This is a genomic window from Sporosarcina koreensis, from assembly GCF_000826145.2.
In the GTDB taxonomy this organism is placed as follows: Bacteria; Bacillota; Bacilli; order Bacillales_A; family Planococcaceae; genus Sporosarcina; species Sporosarcina trichiuri.
In genome coordinates, this window is record NZ_LN651337.1 from 313579 (window position 1) to 331013 (window position 17435).

The following is a 17435-nucleotide window of genomic DNA, read 5'->3' on the forward strand; positions in this document are numbered from 1 at the left end:
AAGGAGCTTGGCGCGGGAGTCTTCGTGCAAATAAGGGTGTCTTAATTGCACGAAGGAGCTGGGCTCGGGAGTCTTCATGCAAAAAAGGGCAGTTTAATTGCACGAAGGAGCTGGGCGCAGGAGTCTTCGTGCAAATAAGGGCGTCTTAATTGCACGAAGGAGCTGGACGCGGGAGTCTTCGTGCAAAAAAGAGCGGTTTAATTGAGCGAAGGAGTCGGAAGCCCAGGTCATCATGAAATTAAACACGTACTAACAGACACTCGATCCAAAAATCTGCTGCACCATGAAAATAAGGACGTCTGACAAGACAGTCCGTCAGAATACAAGCAGCGAATCGCAGATAGATGCGCTCCAACTGCGACTCACCCGCGCAATCACGACATTACATATAGAACAGCCAGGCGACGACCGGGCCGAGCAGCGAGCCGAGGATCGCGGACAGCGTCATGGCGACGGAGCTGAGCGACGCTTCCTGTTCGCCGTATTCGATCGCCTTCGATGTACCGATCGCATGTGTCGCGGCGCCGAGGCCGATCCCCCGGCCGAGCGGCGAGTCGAGACCCAGTGCGCGCAGCAGCCAGCTGCTGATCAGGACGCCGGAGATGCCGGCGATGATGACGAATACGGCGGCGAGCGCCGGAACACCGCCAACCTGCCCGGCGATCTGCATGGCAATCGGTGTCGTGATCGATTTGGGCAGGAGGGACAGGACGAGCTCCTTTGGGAAACCGGCGAGTTTCGCGAACAATACACCTGTCACCATGCCTGTCCCGCTGCCAGCGAGGACGCCGGCCGCAATCGGGAACCAGTGCCGTTTCAACAGGCCGCGCTGCTTGTACAGCGGAACCGCCAAAGATACGACCGCCGGACCGAGCAGCTTGTCGATCCATTGGCCGCCGATCATATACGTTTCATATGGGATATCGAAAGCGGTCAGCACAATGATCAGGACTCCGGTCGTCGTGATGATCGGCACGAGGAACGGCTTATGGAATTTCACATACACGACATCCATGGCGAAATAGACAACCACCGTCAGCAGGACGAATCCAAGCGTGAGCGCGATCAGCTGCATTCCGATTCCCCCTTCCGCCGGGACGCAGCGATACTCGCAAAACTTGCCGCGGCCATCGTGCAGACCGTGCTGAGGATAGTCACCGGGATGAGCAGGCTGCCTCTGCCGGAGAAGAAATGACCGTAGTTCATGACAGCTATGGTTGCCGGGATGAAGAAGATCGGCAGCACGGACAGCAGCGTATGGGCGCCGGATTCGATCCAACGCAGTTTCAGAATGCCGGTCGACAGTCCGAGCAGGACGAGCAGCAGGCCGACGATACTGCCGGACAGCGGGAGATGCAGGAACTCCTGCAGCCAGCTGCCGAGCAGGTAAAACAGATAGAGGGCTGCAATCTGGAGCAGCCGGATGAATATGGACAATTGCAGAACCCTTTCCGGATAGAAACCGATTAAATTGAAGTACCCTTCATTATAAAAACAGCGGTGCCGCGAACGCAAAAGACATTTTATTCTGCAAAAGCATCTTGTTTGAAAGTCAGAGAAGGTCAGAGTATACTGTAGTTAAAGGTGAAAGATGGTCAGGTAAAATGGCTTCATCACCTTGCATCAAGGCTGCCGATCAAATGTGCGGTCTCTGACAATGTTCAAACTGCTTGAAAGTGATGAGCACTTCCCTTGAAAGTCAAAGAAGGTCAGAGTATAATTAAGTTAAAGGTCAAAGATAGTCAAAGTCGATGGACAATACCTATATAATCAACACGACAGGAGGAACCATTATATGAAATGCCAACAATGCGGACAAAATCAAGCAACCATGAGCCTCAGACTGCAAGTGAACCAGCAGTCGATGCAGATGAACCTTTGCCAGTCCTGCTTCCGTCAATTGAAAGGGCAGATGGCTGCAGGCAGCATGCCGTCGTTCTCAGCGAATACAGGCGGCTTCTTCCAAGAAAACGGAGGGAAGCAGTCGTATACCCAAGTGCGGGAGCCGGAACAGCAGCAGCCGGGCCTGCTCGATGAACTTGCCCACAACTTATCCGATGATACCCGGGACGGCAAGATCGACCCAGTCATCGGACGCGACCAGGAACTGAAGCGCGTCATCGAAACATTGAACCGCCGCAATAAGAACAACCCGGTCCTCATCGGGGAACCGGGGGTCGGGAAGACGGCGATCGCAGAAGGACTCGCACGCAAGATCCACGAAGGCGACGTGCCGGCTAAACTATTGAACAAACAAGTATATGTGCTCGATGTTGCGTCACTCGTGAGCAACACCGGTATCCGCGGCCAGTTCGAGGAACGCATGAAGGAACTGATCGCCGAGCTGGAATCGCGTGATGACGTCCTGCTGTTCGTGGATGAAATCCACTTGCTCGTCGGAGCGGGGACTGCCGAAGGATCGAAAATGGATGCCGGCAACATCCTGAAACCGGCGCTCGCCCGCGGGACGATGCAGCTGATCGGTGCGACGACGCTGAAAGAGTACCGCCAGATCGAGAAGGACGCAGCACTGGAACGGCGCTTCCAGCCGATCATCGTCAAGGAACCGTCTGCGGAAGACACCGTGAAGATCCTCAACGGCATCAAAGACCGGTACGAAGGATTCCACGAAGTGAGCTATCCGGAAGACGCTGTCAAAGCATTCGTCACATTATCCGAACGCTATATCCAGGACCGGTACTTGCCGGACAAAGCGATCGACCTGATGGACGAAGTCGGTGCACGCCTGAACCTTGCCCATGAAGCGGGAGACACGGAAGCACTGCAGGCGCGTCTCGAGGAAACTGTACGCCTGAAAGAGCAGGCGGCAGAACAGGAAGACTACGAAAAAGCGGCTGAATTGCGTACGGAGGAAATGGGCCTTCGCCATAAACTCGAAGCAGCGGAAGAACAGGGTGAAACTGGTGCGACAGTCGTCACGGTCGCGGACATCGAACGGATTGTCGAAGAGAAGACCGGTATACCGGTGACGAAACTTCAGGCAGCCGAACAGGCGAAGATGAAAGGCCTCGCTGCGAACTTGAGCCGGCAGGTCATCGGCCAGGACGAAGCGGTTGAAAAGATAGCGAAAGCCATCCGCCGCAGCCGCGCCGGATTGAAGTCGAAGGATCGTCCGATCGGTTCGTTCCTGTTTGTCGGACCGACCGGTGTCGGGAAAACGGAGATCACGAAAGTGCTGGCGGCCGAATTGTTCGGTACACGGGATGCCTTCATCCGCCTCGACATGAGTGAGTACATGGAGAAACACGCCGTGTCGAAACTGATCGGTTCGCCTCCTGGATACGTCGGCCACGAAGAAGCAGGACAGCTGACGGAACAGATCCGCCGCAATCCGTACAGCATCGTCCTGTTGGATGAAATCGAGAAAGCCCATCCCGATGTGCAGAACATGTTCCTGCAGATCATGGAGGACGGCCGCCTCACAGATTCACACGGACGCACTGTCAGCTTCAAGGATACGGTCATCATCATGACGAGCAACGCAGGCACCGGTATGGCGAAAAAAGCGAGCGTCGGTTTCAACAAGACCGAACATGAGTCGGTCGCGATGCTCGATATGCTCGGAGACTACTTCAAACCTGAGTTCCTGAACCGGTTCGATGCGATCGTTTCGTTCAGCGAACTGTCGGAAGAGAACCTGCTCGCAATCACCGACCTCATGCTCGCCGATCTGCAGGATGCAATCGAGGAGCACAGCATCGACATCACGATTACGGACGAAGCGAAACGTGCACTCGTCTCACTCGGCTATGACAAACGGTTCGGCGCACGTCCGCTCCGCCGTGTCATCCAGGATAAAATCGAAGACCCATTGACGGATCTTCTGCTGGAAGAAGACGACGTGGCAGCGGTGACAGTCGGTGTCGAGAACGAAGAGATCACTGTGACAAAAGCATAACACGAAGGAACGGCAAAAGGCCGGGGAGCAGCAGCCCCCGGCCTTTTCGCATGTCCGGATTCATTCGCGGGAGAACGTTTCAGGCTCTTTCAGCAGCAGGGATGTGACAGCGAATGCGCAGACGGCAAGCACTGCCACCAGGATGAAGACACTGTGCAGACTGTGCTGCAGGACCGGTCCGTTCAGCTGGTCCGTCAGCAGCAGGCCGGACACGGAAATCCCGATGACCTGGCCGAGGCTTTTCATCAGATTGTGGGAGCCCATCGCAGCCCCGCGCTGATTCCAGCCGACGGACGACTGGACAGCGACCGTGAAGGCGGTGAATGTCAGGCCGCAGCCAAATCCGGTGATCGCGGTGACACACATCATGAGCGTCATCGGCGTCTGCTCCGTGAACAGCGTGAACCCTGTGCAGGCGATGATAATCACGCCGATCCCTGTCATGGTGATGTAGGAGATCGGCCGCTTGTCCATCAGACGGCCGGACAGCATCGAAGCGAGGGGCCAGGTGATCGACATCGGCAGCATTGTGACGCCGGACAGTGTTGCGTTCAGCCCGGTCACGCCCTGCACCCAGAGCGGAATGTAGAACGTCACGGACACGAGGATGAACCCAAGAAGGAATCCGGCGCTGTTCGAGATGGCGATAAACTTGTTTTTGAACAGCGAAAGCGGCAGCATCGGTTCGCGGCCTCTCTTCTGGATCCATAGAAATAGGATGAACCCGGCAAGTGCTGCGGCGAACAGACCGATCATGGCAGGGGATATGCTCTTTGTCTCCTTAAGCCGATTCAGCGCGAACAGGAACGATGTCATCGTGACGGCAAATATCAATATGCCGGCGTAATCGATGGTGCGCTTCTTCTTTTCGATCGTTTCATGAAGCGACGTCCATAGCAGGACGAGCGCCAGGATCCCGAACGGCAGGTTCAGGTAGAAGATCCAGTGCCACGTGATCCGATCGACAATGAATCCGCCGGCGAGCGGTCCGACAATGCCCGAAATTCCCCATACACTGCTCATCAGCCCCTGCATCCTTGCGCGCATCTTGAAGTCGAAGACGTCCCCGATGATCGTATAGGGGATCGTCGACAGTGCGCCTGCGCCGATTCCCTGGATGGCACGGAACACGATGAGCTGCTCCATCGAAGAGGAGAGCCCTGACAGTGCTGATCCAGACAGGAAGATGACTGTACCAATCATGAACATCGGCTTCCTGCCGAACAGGTCGGCGAGCTTCCCGAATACCGGCGTCGCGATGACGAGTGCGAGCAGATAGACCGAAATGACCCATGTATACAGATGGCTGCCGCCTAGGTCTTCCACGATTGTCGGCATCGCCGTGCTGACGATTGTGCCTTCGATCGCAGTGAGGAACGTCGCAATCAGCAATGCCGTGACGACCGATTTCTGTTTTGTTTTCTTTTCCATAGGGTTCCTCCGGTTTTCGTATATCTACTTCCTGGATGGATGTGCAGGTAGACGACTAGAATGGTTGTTGCAAGTTTCTGAGCTCTTCAACGGATTCTATTATATACTAGCATCAGAGGCGCTGCATACAGACTATGCGGCTGCGCGTATCGAAATTGCATGGCCGGGAAGGGGGGATCCAGTTGAGCGGACAGCCGGGCTGGAAAGTATATGGAATGACGATGGCAGGAGCGGCATGCTGGGGGCTGATCGGACTGTTCATCTCCCCGCTGTATGAGCGGGGGTTCTCTCCGTGGGATGTCGTTGCCATCCGGGCAATCCTGAGTTTTCTGTTTTTATTCATTTTTATGGTTTTATTATACCGGAATCAGCTCCGGACCCGCTGGAAGGATCAGCTCCTTTTCGCATGTGCCGGGGTGTTCAGTCTGGCGCTGTTCAACTACTTCTATTTCGAAGTGTTCTCGCAATCCAGCCTGTCCCTTGCGGTGACGCTGCTGTACACAGGGCCGCTGTTCGTGACGGTGCTGTCGCGGGTCTTCTTCAAGGAACCGCTGACGCTCCGGAAAGGGCTTGCGCTTGCGGCCGCCATCGTCGGATGTGCCTTCGTCGTCGGCCTTCTCCCGTCGGGGGCCCTCGGCATCTCGGGGAGCACGCTGCTGCTCGGCATTCTCTCGGGGTTCTGCTACGCGCTGTACAGCATCTTCACGAAGCCTGTGACGAAGCGCTATTCGGCACTGACTGTGACGACATACACATTTTTCTATATGAGTGTGTTCATGCTGCTGACGAGCCGGCTGTTCAGCCATCCGGAACGATACTTGCACAGTGACGTGTGGGTGTCCGCAGTGCTGCTCGCCCTTGTTTCGACAGCGGCCGCATACATTCTGTATACGGGCGGTCTGAAGCATCTGGAAGCGGGAAAGGCGGCGATTCTCGCGACGGTCGAACCGATTGTCGCCGTGCTGATGGGCGTCCTCTTCCTCGGCGATCGGCTGACCTTCTGGCAGGACGGGGGGATTGCGCTCGTCCTGTACTCCGCCGTGCTCGTCGCAGGTCGTCTGCGAAAACAGAAAGCGACTATGGTGGGTGAAAAAATAATAGAATGACGGAATAATTTCAAGGTTTCCGGTAGTCCTGGATCCCTGATGAATTAATTTCAAGTAACGGGTTGACAAGTTTTAACGTACACTCTATAATCCAGTATCAACACGTCACATCGAATAGCATGGCCAGGAGAAGGACATGGATCCCGCCTGCAATCCGCTGCCAGAGAACAGGACCATCGGCTGGAAGTCCTGTAGCGGAACGGCTGGATCTACCACCTTTGAGCTGACAGGAGGAACTGCCCGCGGGCATGCAATCCTGTCCGGGAGACCGTTATCAGAAGAAGCGCATGCCGATTTCGGTGTGCGGAACATTGGGTGGCACCACGACCGCATTCGTCCCTTTTTTGGGGGACGGATGCGGTTTTTTAGTTGAATACATGAACAGCTCGGAACAGGACATGATCCCGGACCGGAACCTTCGACAGAGAACAGGGCCATCGGCTGAAAGCCCTGGAAGGACCGGACGGCATTACCGCCTGGAAGCTGGCAGGGGGGCCCGTGCCGCGGCATGAAACCCTGTCCGGGAGACCGTTATCGCAATGAAGTGCAGACGCACGTGTTTTCGGCGTCTGCGAAAATCAGGGTGGCACCACGACCGCATTCGTCCCTTTTCAGGGGACGGGTGCGGTTTTTTCATTCCAAAAAAATCAGGAGGCGATTTGTTATGTCGAATCAGCAGGCAGCAGAAAAGAAGAATCACCGTCAGCTCAGTCAGGAATTGGACTTTGTCATGTCATCGGAGGAGGCGCCGGGCATGCCGTTCTATCTGCCGAACGGCATGATTGTCCGGAATGCGCTCGAGTCGTATTGGCGGGACGCGCATCGGAAAGCAGGTTATGAGGAGATCAGGACACCGGTCATGATGAAACAGGAGATGTGGGAGACTTCGGGGCACTGGGACCATTACCACGACAACATGTATTTCTCGGAAGTGGACGGCCAGAACTATGCGCTGAAGCCGATGAACTGTCCCGGTGCCATGCTCATCTTCAACCATAAGCGCCGGAGCTACCGGGAACTGCCGGTCCGCTATGCGGAACTTGGGCTCGTGCACCGGCATGAATTGTCGGGTTCGCTGAACGGACTTCTGCGGGTGCGGGCGTTCACGCAGGATGATGCCCATCTGTTCGTCCGTGAGGACCAGATTGTATCCGAAATCAGCGGAGTGCTCGATCTGATCGATGACATGTACAGCAAGTTCGGATTTTCGTACGAGGTTGAACTGTCGACGCGTCCTGAGGAATTCATGGGAGATCCGGCGTTGTGGGACCGGGCGGAAGACTCGTTGAAAGATGTACTCGGACAGCGGGGGATGGCGTACACACTGAACGAAGGGGACGGCGCGTTCTATGGGCCGAAGATCGATTTTCATATCCTCGACTCCCTCGGCCGCAGCTGGCAGTGCGGCACAGTCCAGCTCGATTTCCAGATGCCGGGCAAGTTTGGCTGCGAGTATATTGGCGAGGATAACGCACCCCACCGGCCGATCATCATCCACCGGGCGATCTTCGGCTCGATCGAACGGTTCCTCGCAATCCTGCTGGAGCATTATGAAGGGGCGTTCCCGTTCTGGATGGCGCCGGAACAGATCCGGATCCTGCCGATTGCAGCGCCTCATTTGGAATACGCGTATGAGCTGAAACGCCGGCTGGTCGAACAGGGATACCGGGCAGATGTCGATGACCGGGACGAGAAATTCGGCTACAAAGTGCGGGAAGCGGCGAAGGGGAAGGTGCCGTTCTCGTTTGTGGTCGGGGACAGGGAAGTGGAAGAAGGGAAAGTGGCGGTCCGTAAACGGCATGAAGGCGATCTCGGGCAGATGCCGTGGGAGGCTGCGCTCGGTCTGCTGGAGGAAGTGTCGGCACAATGAAAAACCAGGCGGAAGAAACGGTGTCTTCCTGCCTGGTCGAATGGATCCTATTATGATTTGACGCTGTCTTTTGCACCGATCTTATCGAACATGAAGGAGTAGAGCGCAGCCGATTCCTTGAGCTGGTTCAGCCGTCCGGATTCCCCGAAGTGGCCGGCGCCCATGTTGGTCTTCATGACGAGTGTGTTGCTGTCGGTTTTCAGATCTCGGAGGCGCGCCACCCACTTGGCCGGTTCAAAGTAGCCGACCCGCGGATCGTTCAGCCCGGTCGTGATGTACAGGTGCGGATAGTCTTTCGCTTCCACATTGTCATACGGGCTGTAGGATTTCATGTAGAAATAGCTGTCCGGTTCGCGCGGGTCGCCCCATTCATCCCATTCGAGGGTCGTCAAGGGGATGGAGGTATCGAGCATGGTCGTGACTACATCGACGAACGGCACCTCCGGAATGATCACTTTGAAGCGGTCGCCGGCCATATTGGCAACGGCACCCGCAAGCAGTCCGCCGGCGCTGCCGCCGCGCGCAGCGAGCTGGTCACGCGTCGAAATCCCTTCATCGAGCAGGTAGTCCGCCGCTGCGATGAAATCCGTGAACGTGTTGCGTTTGTGCTGCATCTTTCCGTTCTCATACCAGTTGCGGCCCATTTCCGATCCGCCGCGCACTTGCGCAACAGCGAAGACAAGACCTATCTCGAGTGCCGGCAGCCGGTACGGGCTGAAGTGCGGATCGCTGTTCGACCCGTAGGAGCCGTATGCATACAGGAGTGTCGGTGCGGGACCATCCGCAAGTGCGTCCTTCTGATGTACAAGGAGCACCGGAATCTTCTCGCCGTCTTCAGCTGTCGCGAACAACTGCTTCTGCACGAACTTGGAAGGATCGTAGCTGCCGCTCACAGGTGCGACTTGGATCACAGTCTTTTCCAAACTCTCCGGATCAATTGCGTACGTCGTTTCCGGTGTCAGGAACGACTCATAGCTCAGCAGGATTTCGTTCGCATCCCGGCTCTGACCGCTGAGAATGCCGACCGTGTAGATGGGCTCATCCCAAGTGAGCGGAGCAAGCTCGCCGTCTTTGACGGACCAGAGCTGCGTCAGGCCGTGCTCACGCCCTGCGACGAGCAGCACATCCTTGAACGGGTAGACCGCCTGCAGATATTTGTGCTCATCATACGGTACGACGTTCTCCCGGCTGTCCGGATTGTCGATCGGCGCCCGGAGGAGCTGGAAGTTCTGTGCGTTTTCATTCGTCATGATCAGCAGGTCACCGTCTTGATCTTCGACATCGTACTCGATGCCTTCACGGCGTCTGTCGACGAGTTTCGGTTCTGCGAGCGGTTCGTCGGCATCGATGAGGCGGATTTCACTCGTCGTCTTCGAGCCGGAATAGACGGTGATGAACCGCTTGCTCAGCGTCTTGCTGATATAGAGTGAGAACGTGTCGTCGGTCTCTTCGTAGAGGAGTTCATCGTCCCCTGTGCTGCCAAGCTCGTGCCGCCACAGTTTCGACGGGCGCTGCTGTTCGTCGACCGTCGTGTAGAACAGGTATTTGCCGGACCGATCCCATTCGAGGCTGCCGTAGATGAACACATCCGGAATGCGGTCCGCCAGCAATACACCGGTCTCCAGGTTTTTCACGAATACCGTATACCGGTCGGTGCCGTCGCGGTTCTCGAGGTAGGCGAGCAGTTTCTGATCCTCTGTGAGACGCTGAGCGGTGACACTCAGATAATCACTCCCTGCGGCGAGTTCGTTTAGGTCGAGCGTAATCTCCTCGTCCGTGCTGTCGAGCTGACTGCGCATCGCTGCCTGCTTGCGCGCATAGACCGGATACTGCTTATCTTTGTCCTGCCGCGAGTAGTAGAAATACGGACCGCGCTGTACCGGGACATCGACTTCCGTCTCAGGCACCCGGTCCACCATCGCCTGGTAGATCTCCTCGGTTTGCTGCTCGAGCGGTTTCATAACCTCGTCATAATACCGGTTTTCTGCTTCGAGATACTCGATGACTTCAGGATTCTCTTTTTCCTTCAGCCAGTAATAATCATCCTCGCGCACATCGCCATGCAGCTCATGCGGATGCGGGATACGTTTTGCAATCGGTGGTTTCATCATCTGTCAAACTCCTTCCTCACTTTAAAGCTACCTTACTACTTTCGATGAAAGTCTGAAAAGTCCTTTATTTGATATTGTGGGGAAGTTGGAGGCTATTTTTTGCATGAAAGGTGGTTGGTGGGATGACTTCGTGTGCGGAAGGCGCGCTTAATTGCGTGAAGCCTGGGCAAGTCGGTGCCTTCAGTTAGATAAGATGGTTTTAACTGCGTGAAGCCCCGGAAAGTGGGTGCCTTCAGGAAGATAAGGCGGTCTTAATTGCCTGAAGCCCGGGAAAGTGGGTGCCTTCAGGAAGATAAGGCGGTCTTAATTGCCTGAAGCCCGGGGAAGTGGGTGCCTTCAGGAAGATAAGACGGTCTTAATTGCGTGAAGCCCCGAAAAGTGGGTGCCTTCAGGAAGATAAGGAGCTCTTAATTGCATGAAGCTCGGGGAAGTCAGTGCCTTCAGGAAGATAAGGAGCTCTTAATTGCATGAAGCTCGGGGAAGTCAGTGCCTTCAGGAAGATAAGGAGCTCTTAATTGCCTGAAGCCCGGGAAAGTGGGTGCCTTCAGGAAGATAAGGCGGTCTTAATTGCGTGAAGGCCGGTTAAATCGGTGCCTTCAGGAAGATAAGGCGGTCTTAATTGCGTGAAGGCCGGTTAAATCGGTGCCTTCAGGAAGATAAGGAGCTCTTAATTGCATGAAGCCTGGTGAAATGGCTGCCTTCAGGCAGATAAGAGGCTCTTAATTGCTTGAAGGCCGGTTAAATCGTTGGCTTCAGGAAGATAAGGTGGTCTTAATTGCACGAAGACCAGAGAAATGGCTGACTTCAGACAGATAAGATGCGCTTAATTGCGTGAAGCGCGGTGACTCGGTTGGCTTCAGGAAGATAAGATGCTTTTAATTGTACGAAGCTCGGGGAAATCGGTGTCATCCAGAAGAAAAGGCATACTTAATTGGCTGAAGGCCGGTTAAATCGGTATTTTCAAGAAGATAAGGAGTTCTTACAGGCGTAAATGACTTCGTGCAGGTGGTGTGCCTGGCAAACTACATTTTTACGGATGAACATTTAAAAGAAAAATAGACAAGTACAGGAAATAGTCTACAATGAAGAAAGACGACAGGAGGGGTCTTTATGCGGGAATTTCTGCTTGCTTTCGATGGTTTGGAAAAACAGCCGATTGTTTACGTCATTATATTTTTAGTACTTCTTAGCTTTATTTATCAAGCGAAACGGCCTGCAATCCGAGGGGCATTCGGTGAATGGCTGGTAAACCGGCGCCTCAGGAAGCTTGGGGATGAATACCATATTTTCTCGGATCTCTACATATCGGACGATAATGGCGGTTATACCCAGGTTGACCACCTGATCGTATCGGTTTATGGGATCGTTGTGCTGGAAACAAAAAACTACAGCGGGTGGATATTCGGGTCAGAAACGCAAAAGTATTGGACACAGGTTATCTACAAAAACAAAAATCGGTTTTACAATCCGATCCGTCAAAACTACGGACATATACAGTCATTAAAACATCATTTGAACAAAGTGAATCTGCCGGCAGAGTCGGTCATTGTATTTACAGGTGACGCTGTTCTAAAAATGGAGCAGCCATTTGAGACATCAGAAGTTCTGACTCTTGGCGCACTGAGGAAGTACCTATTGAAAGAACGGCCAAGACTGCTTGCGGAGGATGAGGTCGGGAATATATGCAGGAATTTAAAGTCTCTTGCGTCCCTGGATGCAGCTGAACGGAAGCGTGTGAAAAAGCTGCATTTGCGTGGAGTGAAGCAGAAACAGAAGGAAAGCGTGCTTTCAAAAAGAAAAGTAGGCGAGACCGTGATTCCTGTTGTAGAAGAAAGTCCAGAAGCTCTTTCCCAGGACAGCTGTCCGCGCTGCAATCACCCGCTTATTCTCAGGAAGGGGAAATATGGTGATTTTATTGGCTGCAGTGCATTCCCAAAATGTCGCTATACAATGAATAAACAAGCATAGAAAAACCCGCTTCCATCGCGTATGGAAGCGGGTTTTATTCAGAAGAAATAGAGGCCAAGACTGACGACAATCCCGCTCAGCACGAGGACGAAGACGCAGTAGCCCATGATGTCCTTGGCGCGCAGGCCGGCAATTGCGAGGGCGGGCAGTGCCCAGAACGGCTGGATCATGTTGGTCCAGGCGTCTCCCCAGGCGACGGCTATTGCGGTCTTCGAATAGCTGACGCCGAGTGATTGGGCCGCGTCCAGCATGATCGGTGCCTGGACTGCCCACTGGCCGCCGCCGGATGGGACGAAGAAATTGACGATGCCCGCTGCATAGAATGTGAAGAGCGGGAACGTCGCGGCGGTGGAAATGTTGACGAATCCCTGGGAGATCACGCCGGCGAGCCCCGAATCGACCATCATGCCCATGATTCCGGCATAGAACGGGAACTGGATGATGATGCCGCCGGCTGTTTTGACCGCATTGGCGACCGCAGCGAGGAACTGCCGCGGCGTCCCGTGGAAGATGATTCCAAGTATGAAGAAAATCAGGTTGACGATGTTCAGATTGAGATCGAACCCGCTGACCGCGAAGTGATGCACGAGATATACGACACCGAGCAGACCGATGAGCATCGACAGGATCCAGCTGTCTTCCAGACGCGAAGCGGGCGTCCGTTCAGCAGGCGGTTCCGCAATGATCTCATCCTCCAGAAGAGCCGGGTCCACAGAAACAGTATCTTCTTTTTTCGGCATCATGAAGCGGTTCAGGATCGGCAGTGTAAGGAAGATCACACCCACGATGATCAGGTTGTACGTCGAGAAAATCGTTTCGGATGTCGGCACAATGCCCATCAGATCCTCATACGGATGATCTTTCGTCGCGATGGACAGCGGGATGGAACCGCCGAGCCCGCCATGCCAGACGATGAAGCCTGAATAGGCGCTCGCGATGAGAAGCCGGTAGTCGACCGTCGTCACTTTCTTCGCGATTTCCTTAGCGAACAAGGCGCCGATCACCAGGCCGAAGCCCCAGTTGATCCAGCAGGCGATCAGTGAAACGACCGTGACCAGGATGATTGAGGATCCTGGCGATTTCGCGAGCCCCGCCAGATTGCTCAGCCCTTTTTTGAACAGCGGACTGCTGGCCAGCACGTGACCGGCCACAAGCACGATGACCATTTGCATAGTGAACGATAACAATCCCCAGAAGCCGTCTCCCCAATGGACGGCCATGTCGAGCGGCCCCGAGTCGGTGAACCCGAGTCCCAACGCGAATACAAGCAATGTCAGTATCGCGACAAATATGTACGGATCCGGCAAATACCGTTCCATGATCGTGTTCGACCATTTCGTCAATAGACGCATTTCGTTGCCCCCTTTTGTATGAATTCAAAGATAACTCTATCATATTACTATTCTGAAGAGAATATGTAGTTTGATTGCCCGAAGCAAGGGGGACTTGGTGTCTTCGTGAAGATAAGGCGGTCTTAATTGCGTGAAGCTCAGGGAAGTCGATGCCTTCAGGAAGATAAGACGGTCTTAATTGCGTGAAGCCCGGGGACGTGGGTGCCTTCAGGAAGATAAGACGGTCTTAATTGCGTGAAGCCCAGGGAAGTGGGTGCCTTCAGGAAGATAAGGCGATCTTAATTGCCTGAAGCCGGGGGAAATCGGTGCCTTCAGGAAGATAAGGTCCCCTTAATTGCTAGATGTCCCGGCCATATTGGCCGCCAATCTGCTACACTGATAGAAACCTATCAAAACGCTGAAGAAGGTGATTCAATGATCAAACTGCGCGGCCATCACATTCTCTGCCTGCTCGGCTACCGGGGGATGGGGTACTCGCCGGAATATGTGGCCAATATGACAGCTGTCCATACTACGTTGCGGACAAAACCGGACACGCTCATCCAGGTGATCAAGGGACCGGATCACCTGTGCGCGAAATTTCCTGATGACCAGCCGTATCACTGCGAGGACAAGGGGATTTATTCCCGTGATCAGGATATTGTGAAACGGCTCGGGCTTACACCGAGCGATGTGCTGCCGTGGCGCGAAGTGGAGCGGCGGGTGCGGCTCCAGATCCGGCCATCCGACATTGCTGTCATCTGTGAGACGTGTTCCTGGCGCGGGTATGGCGTCTGTGAACAGGGCGTCGAACGAATTGTCGAGGCGAAGGGACTATTCGACGTGCCGGGTTCATCGGCAGACCGCTGATCCTCCACCCGGCCAATCGGCAGCAGTCCCCGGCTGGATATGCCGGCGGCTGCGGTCAGACACCTTCCTATACAAACAAGAAAGACAGGCTCCTTTAGCGGATGCCTGCCTTTTTGCCGTATTGGCCAACTGGTTTTGTCCGCAGCCATAGTAGCCAGATTCACACCCCGCATGGTCTACAGGACAGGCAAGTACGAGTCATAGACGGGATGTGCATAATAAGGGGGCCGGATTCCGATCTGCGGGACTTCCACTTGTAGAAAACCGGGGCCGTACACGATTACGGATTTCTCCTCGGAATACGGGATGAGCAGACAGCGCACTTTGCGCGAAACGAAGTAGTCCATGGCGGCAGCCACCTCCTGTCATGTGTCCGTATACTGTATTCCCGACCTGTTCGTTGTGTGATGTCTAACCAATCGTTCCCGCGCATACGATAGCCTGATTCCAGGCAGACCAGAAAGGACGATGACGTTATGACACACGGGGAGTCTGAACGTAAGGCGTATCCGCTTCAGAAGAATTACGGGAAGATCACGAAATACGAAGAAGTGGCGGTCACGGTCCCGGAACAGCGGCAGTACCGCCAGCCCGGGCGGGAAGATCTCATGGTGCCGAGGCCGATCATCGAGAATCCGAACTGCACGGGCAGCGGGAAACTAATCGGCAAAACAGCGCTCATCACTGGCGGGGACAGCGGGATGGGTGCCGCGGCAGCCATCTCATTCGCAAAGGAAGGGGCGGACGTTGCGATCGCCTATCTGGATGAACATGAGGACGCCGGACGCACCAGGGACCGTATTGAACAGCTCGGACAGCGCTGTCTCCTGCTGCCGGGGGATCTGCGGGATAAGGAACAATGCCGCCGCATTGTCGACCAGACCATTGAAACATTCGGCGCGCTCGATATACTCTGCAATCATGTCGGTATCCAGTTCCAACAGACGGACCTGACCGATATCAGCGACGAGCAGTTCGATGAAACGTTCAAAGTCAACGTCTATTCGCACTTTTATACGACACGCGCGGCACTGCCGCATCTTCAGGCCGGCAGTTCCATCATCAATACTGCGTCTGTCGTCGCCTTTGAAGGCCATGAAGAACTGATGGACTACACGGCGACGAAAGGGGCGATCGTCGGAATGACACGGGCGCTTGCCAGGAACGTCATCAAAAAGGGGATCCGTGTCAATGCGATCGCCCCCGGCCGCATCTGGACGCCGCTCATCCCGTCGAGTTTTTCGGCGGACCAGGTCGTGCTCGCAGGAAATCCCATGGATCGGCAGGCACAGCCGTTCGAAGTCGCTCCGACCTTCGTCTATCTGGCGTCCGATGATTCCCGGTTCGTCACCGGGCAGGTGCTCCATGTCAACGGCGGCCAAGTGTTTGCCTGACAGAACAAGTTGAACGGAAAAACCGCATGGCCTATCAAACGAACAGACTGCCGGCGCTCCCTCCTTTTCCCTCGTTCCAGAGAGGACAGGGGGTTTTTTGTTGTCCCAATCAGTATTCCACAGCGTACTTGAAAACGGCAGACGTGGAATCCGGCCGAATACCATTACTATTACAGACTGCCTCCTCATACATTGGCTGAAGAACCGGTGATTCATGACTACCAGTAAAAGGAAGGTGGCTGTATGAGGTACGCATCTATCCGGGTGGGACAGATCCCCCCGTATCTATTTGCGGAGATCAATCAGAAAAAAGCGGCGCTGCTCAATAAAGGAGTCGACGTCATCGATTTGGGGATCGGCGACCCGGATCTGCCGACACCGCCGCACATTGTCGGCAGGCTCGCGGACGAACTGCTCAAGCCGGCGAATCTCAAGTATCCGAGTTTCATAGGCTGCCTGGAATTCCGCCAGGCCGTCGCTGATTTCTACAAGCGTCAGTTCGGTGTTGATCTGGACCCCGAAACTGAGGTGCTGGCGCTGATCGGCTCCAAAGAAGGGATCGCCCACCTGGTGCCGGCCCTGATCGACCCGGGCGATACGGTCCTGATTCCCGATCCGAGCTATCCCGTCTACAGGATGGCGACGCTGCTTGCAAACGGCACGCCGTATCCGATGCCGCTGCTGCAGGAAAATAACTTCGAGCCGGATTTCGAGGTGATTCCGCCTGAAGTGCTCAGCGAGGCCAAGCTCATGTTCTTGAACTATCCCGGCAACCCGACCGCCGCTACCGTGGAACCGGATTTTTTTGACAGAGCAGTTGCATTCGCGAAGACGCATCAGATCCCGATCGCGCATGACTCCGCCTACAACATGGTGACATTCGGAGACTACCGGGCACCGAGCATCCTGCAGGCAGCAGACGCCAAGGAAGTTGCGGTGGAATTCGGCTCGTTCTCCAAAACGTACAATATGACCGGGATGCGCATCGGGTATGCCGTCGGAAACAAAAAGATCCTCCGTGCGCTGAGAGTCCTGAAAAGCAACACGGATACAGGACAGTTCACACCGATCCAACTAGCGGCCGCGTTCGCATTGAACAGCGACCAGAGCTGTATCGCCGCCCATAACCGGATCTACGAAGAACGGATGGCAGCGGTCCTCGAAGGTCTTGCCGCCATCGGCATTGAAGCCGAAAAGCCGCGCGGCAGCTTTTTCATCTGGGCCCGTGTGCCGGAAAGCTTCACGTCGGCTGGATTCGTCACGTCGGTGCTGGAGAAAACCGGCGTCATCGTTACGCCGGGCAGCGCATTCGGCGAGTCCGGCGAAGGGTATTTTAGGATTTCGCTGTCCGTCCCGACCGAGCGGCTGCTGGATGCGATCGAGCGGATAAAAGAACACATCCGGCTGTGACGGCGACCGCCGTCCCGGCCGTTTC

At 55.0% G+C, this 17435-nt stretch carries 13 protein-coding genes; 7 read left to right on the forward strand and 6 right to left on the reverse strand.

The window, feature by feature from the left end:
- Positions 1-382: 382 nt before the first annotated feature.
- Both BN1190_RS07245 and BN1190_RS07250 read right to left on the reverse strand, forming a co-directional pair.
- Positions 383-1075 carry an LrgB family protein gene (locus tag BN1190_RS07245; RefSeq protein ID WP_040286303.1) on the reverse strand — a complete coding sequence of 231 codons (693 nt, stop codon included), beginning with the start codon at positions 1073-1075 and terminating at the stop codon, positions 383-385.
- The gene (locus tag BN1190_RS07250; protein ID WP_052461740.1) at positions 1066-1437 is read right to left on the reverse strand and encodes a CidA/LrgA family holin-like protein; all 372 of its coding nucleotides are present in this window, start codon (positions 1435-1437) and stop codon (positions 1066-1068) included. The genes BN1190_RS07245 and BN1190_RS07250 overlap by 10 nt, the downstream gene beginning before the upstream one ends.
- A 358-nt stretch (positions 1438-1795) precedes the next feature.
- Here BN1190_RS07250 and BN1190_RS07255 point away from each other — a divergent pair, with 358 nt between their 5' ends.
- Positions 1796-3919: an ATP-dependent Clp protease ATP-binding subunit gene (locus BN1190_RS07255; RefSeq protein WP_040286304.1), complete on the forward strand. Its 2124-nt coding sequence runs from the start codon at positions 1796-1798 to the stop codon at positions 3917-3919.
- Between the two features lie 60 nt (positions 3920-3979).
- Here BN1190_RS07255 and BN1190_RS07260 read toward each other — a convergent pair whose 3' ends face one another.
- The gene (locus tag BN1190_RS07260) at positions 3980-5350 is read right to left on the reverse strand and encodes an MDR family MFS transporter (RefSeq protein ID WP_040286305.1); all 1371 of its coding nucleotides are present in this window, start codon (positions 5348-5350) and stop codon (positions 3980-3982) included.
- 182 nt (positions 5351-5532) lie between these two features.
- Between BN1190_RS07260 and BN1190_RS07265 the strand changes: the two genes are divergently transcribed.
- Entirely contained in the window at positions 5533-6456 is a 924-nt protein-coding gene (locus BN1190_RS07265; protein ID WP_244898692.1) for a DMT family transporter, read from the forward strand.
- A 664-nt stretch (positions 6457-7120) separates the two neighbouring features.
- Positions 7121-8326 (forward strand): threonine--tRNA ligase, encoded by a 1206-nt coding sequence (thrS, locus tag BN1190_RS07275; protein WP_052461741.1) that lies wholly within the window; start codon positions 7121-7123, stop codon positions 8324-8326.
- Positions 8327-8376: 50 nt separating this feature from the next.
- Here thrS and BN1190_RS07280 read toward each other — a convergent pair whose 3' ends face one another.
- Entirely contained in the window at positions 8377-10437 is a 2061-nt protein-coding gene (locus tag BN1190_RS07280) for a S9 family peptidase (RefSeq protein WP_244898693.1), read from the reverse strand.
- Positions 10438-11547: 1110 nt separating this feature from the next.
- On the opposite strand from BN1190_RS07280, the gene BN1190_RS07285 reads away from it, so the two are divergent.
- On the forward strand, positions 11548-12405 hold the full coding sequence (locus tag BN1190_RS07285; protein WP_052461742.1) for a nuclease-related domain-containing protein: 858 nt from the start codon (positions 11548-11550) through the stop codon (positions 12403-12405).
- A gap of 38 nt (positions 12406-12443) precedes the next feature.
- Here the strand turns inward: BN1190_RS07285 and BN1190_RS07290 are convergent, their stop codons facing one another.
- Entirely contained in the window at positions 12444-13757 is a 1314-nt protein-coding gene (locus BN1190_RS07290; protein WP_040286306.1) for a short-chain fatty acid transporter, read from the reverse strand.
- 414 nt (positions 13758-14171) lie between these two features.
- On the opposite strand from BN1190_RS07290, the gene BN1190_RS07295 reads away from it, so the two are divergent.
- A complete protein-coding gene (locus BN1190_RS07295) occupies positions 14172-14606 on the forward strand; it encodes a DUF1284 domain-containing protein (RefSeq protein WP_040286307.1) in 435 nt (144 codons plus the stop codon).
- A 176-nt stretch (positions 14607-14782) separates the two neighbouring features.
- Here the strand turns inward: BN1190_RS07295 and BN1190_RS15025 are convergent, their stop codons facing one another.
- Positions 14783-14953 carry a hypothetical protein gene (locus BN1190_RS15025; RefSeq protein ID WP_179860762.1) on the reverse strand — a complete coding sequence of 57 codons (171 nt, stop codon included), beginning with the start codon at positions 14951-14953 and terminating at the stop codon, positions 14783-14785.
- Between the two features lie 129 nt (positions 14954-15082).
- Here BN1190_RS15025 and BN1190_RS07300 point away from each other — a divergent pair, with 129 nt between their 5' ends.
- Positions 15083-16000, forward strand: a complete 918-nt coding sequence (locus BN1190_RS07300; protein ID WP_040286308.1) for an SDR family oxidoreductase — start codon at positions 15083-15085, stop codon at positions 15998-16000.
- 243 nt (positions 16001-16243) lie between these two features.
- On the forward strand, positions 16244-17410 hold the full coding sequence (locus tag BN1190_RS07305; protein WP_040286309.1) for an LL-diaminopimelate aminotransferase: 1167 nt from the start codon (positions 16244-16246) through the stop codon (positions 17408-17410).
- Positions 17411-17435 lie beyond the last annotated feature (25 nt).

Excerpts from the sequence above, each read along its gene's own strand:
- BN1190_RS07245 (WP_040286303.1), bottom strand. The coding sequence starts at position 1,075 with ATGCAGCTGATCGCGCTCACGCTTGGATTCGTCCTGCTGACGGTGGTT.
- BN1190_RS07255 (WP_040286304.1), top strand. The coding sequence starts at position 1,796 with ATGAAATGCCAACAATGCGGACAAAATCAAGCAACCATGAGCCTCAGA.
- BN1190_RS07260 (WP_040286305.1), bottom strand. The coding sequence starts at position 5,350 with ATGGAAAAGAAAACAAAACAGAAATCGGTCGTCACGGCATTGCTGATT.
- thrS (WP_052461741.1), top strand. The coding sequence starts at position 7,121 with ATGTCGAATCAGCAGGCAGCAGAAAAGAAGAATCACCGTCAGCTCAGT.
- BN1190_RS07280 (WP_244898693.1), bottom strand. The coding sequence starts at position 10,437 with ATGATGAAACCACCGATTGCAAAACGTATCCCGCATCCGCATGAGCTG.
- BN1190_RS07285 (WP_052461742.1), top strand. The coding sequence starts at position 11,548 with ATGCGGGAATTTCTGCTTGCTTTCGATGGTTTGGAAAAACAGCCGATT.
- BN1190_RS07290 (WP_040286306.1), bottom strand. The coding sequence starts at position 13,757 with ATGCGTCTATTGACGAAATGGTCGAACACGATCATGGAACGGTATTTG.
- BN1190_RS07295 (WP_040286307.1), top strand. The coding sequence starts at position 14,172 with ATGATCAAACTGCGCGGCCATCACATTCTCTGCCTGCTCGGCTACCGG.
- BN1190_RS15025 (WP_179860762.1), bottom strand. The coding sequence starts at position 14,953 with ATGGACTACTTCGTTTCGCGCAAAGTGCGCTGTCTGCTCATCCCGTAT.
- BN1190_RS07300 (WP_040286308.1), top strand. The coding sequence starts at position 15,083 with ATGACACACGGGGAGTCTGAACGTAAGGCGTATCCGCTTCAGAAGAAT.
- BN1190_RS07305 (WP_040286309.1), top strand. The coding sequence starts at position 16,244 with ATGAGGTACGCATCTATCCGGGTGGGACAGATCCCCCCGTATCTATTT.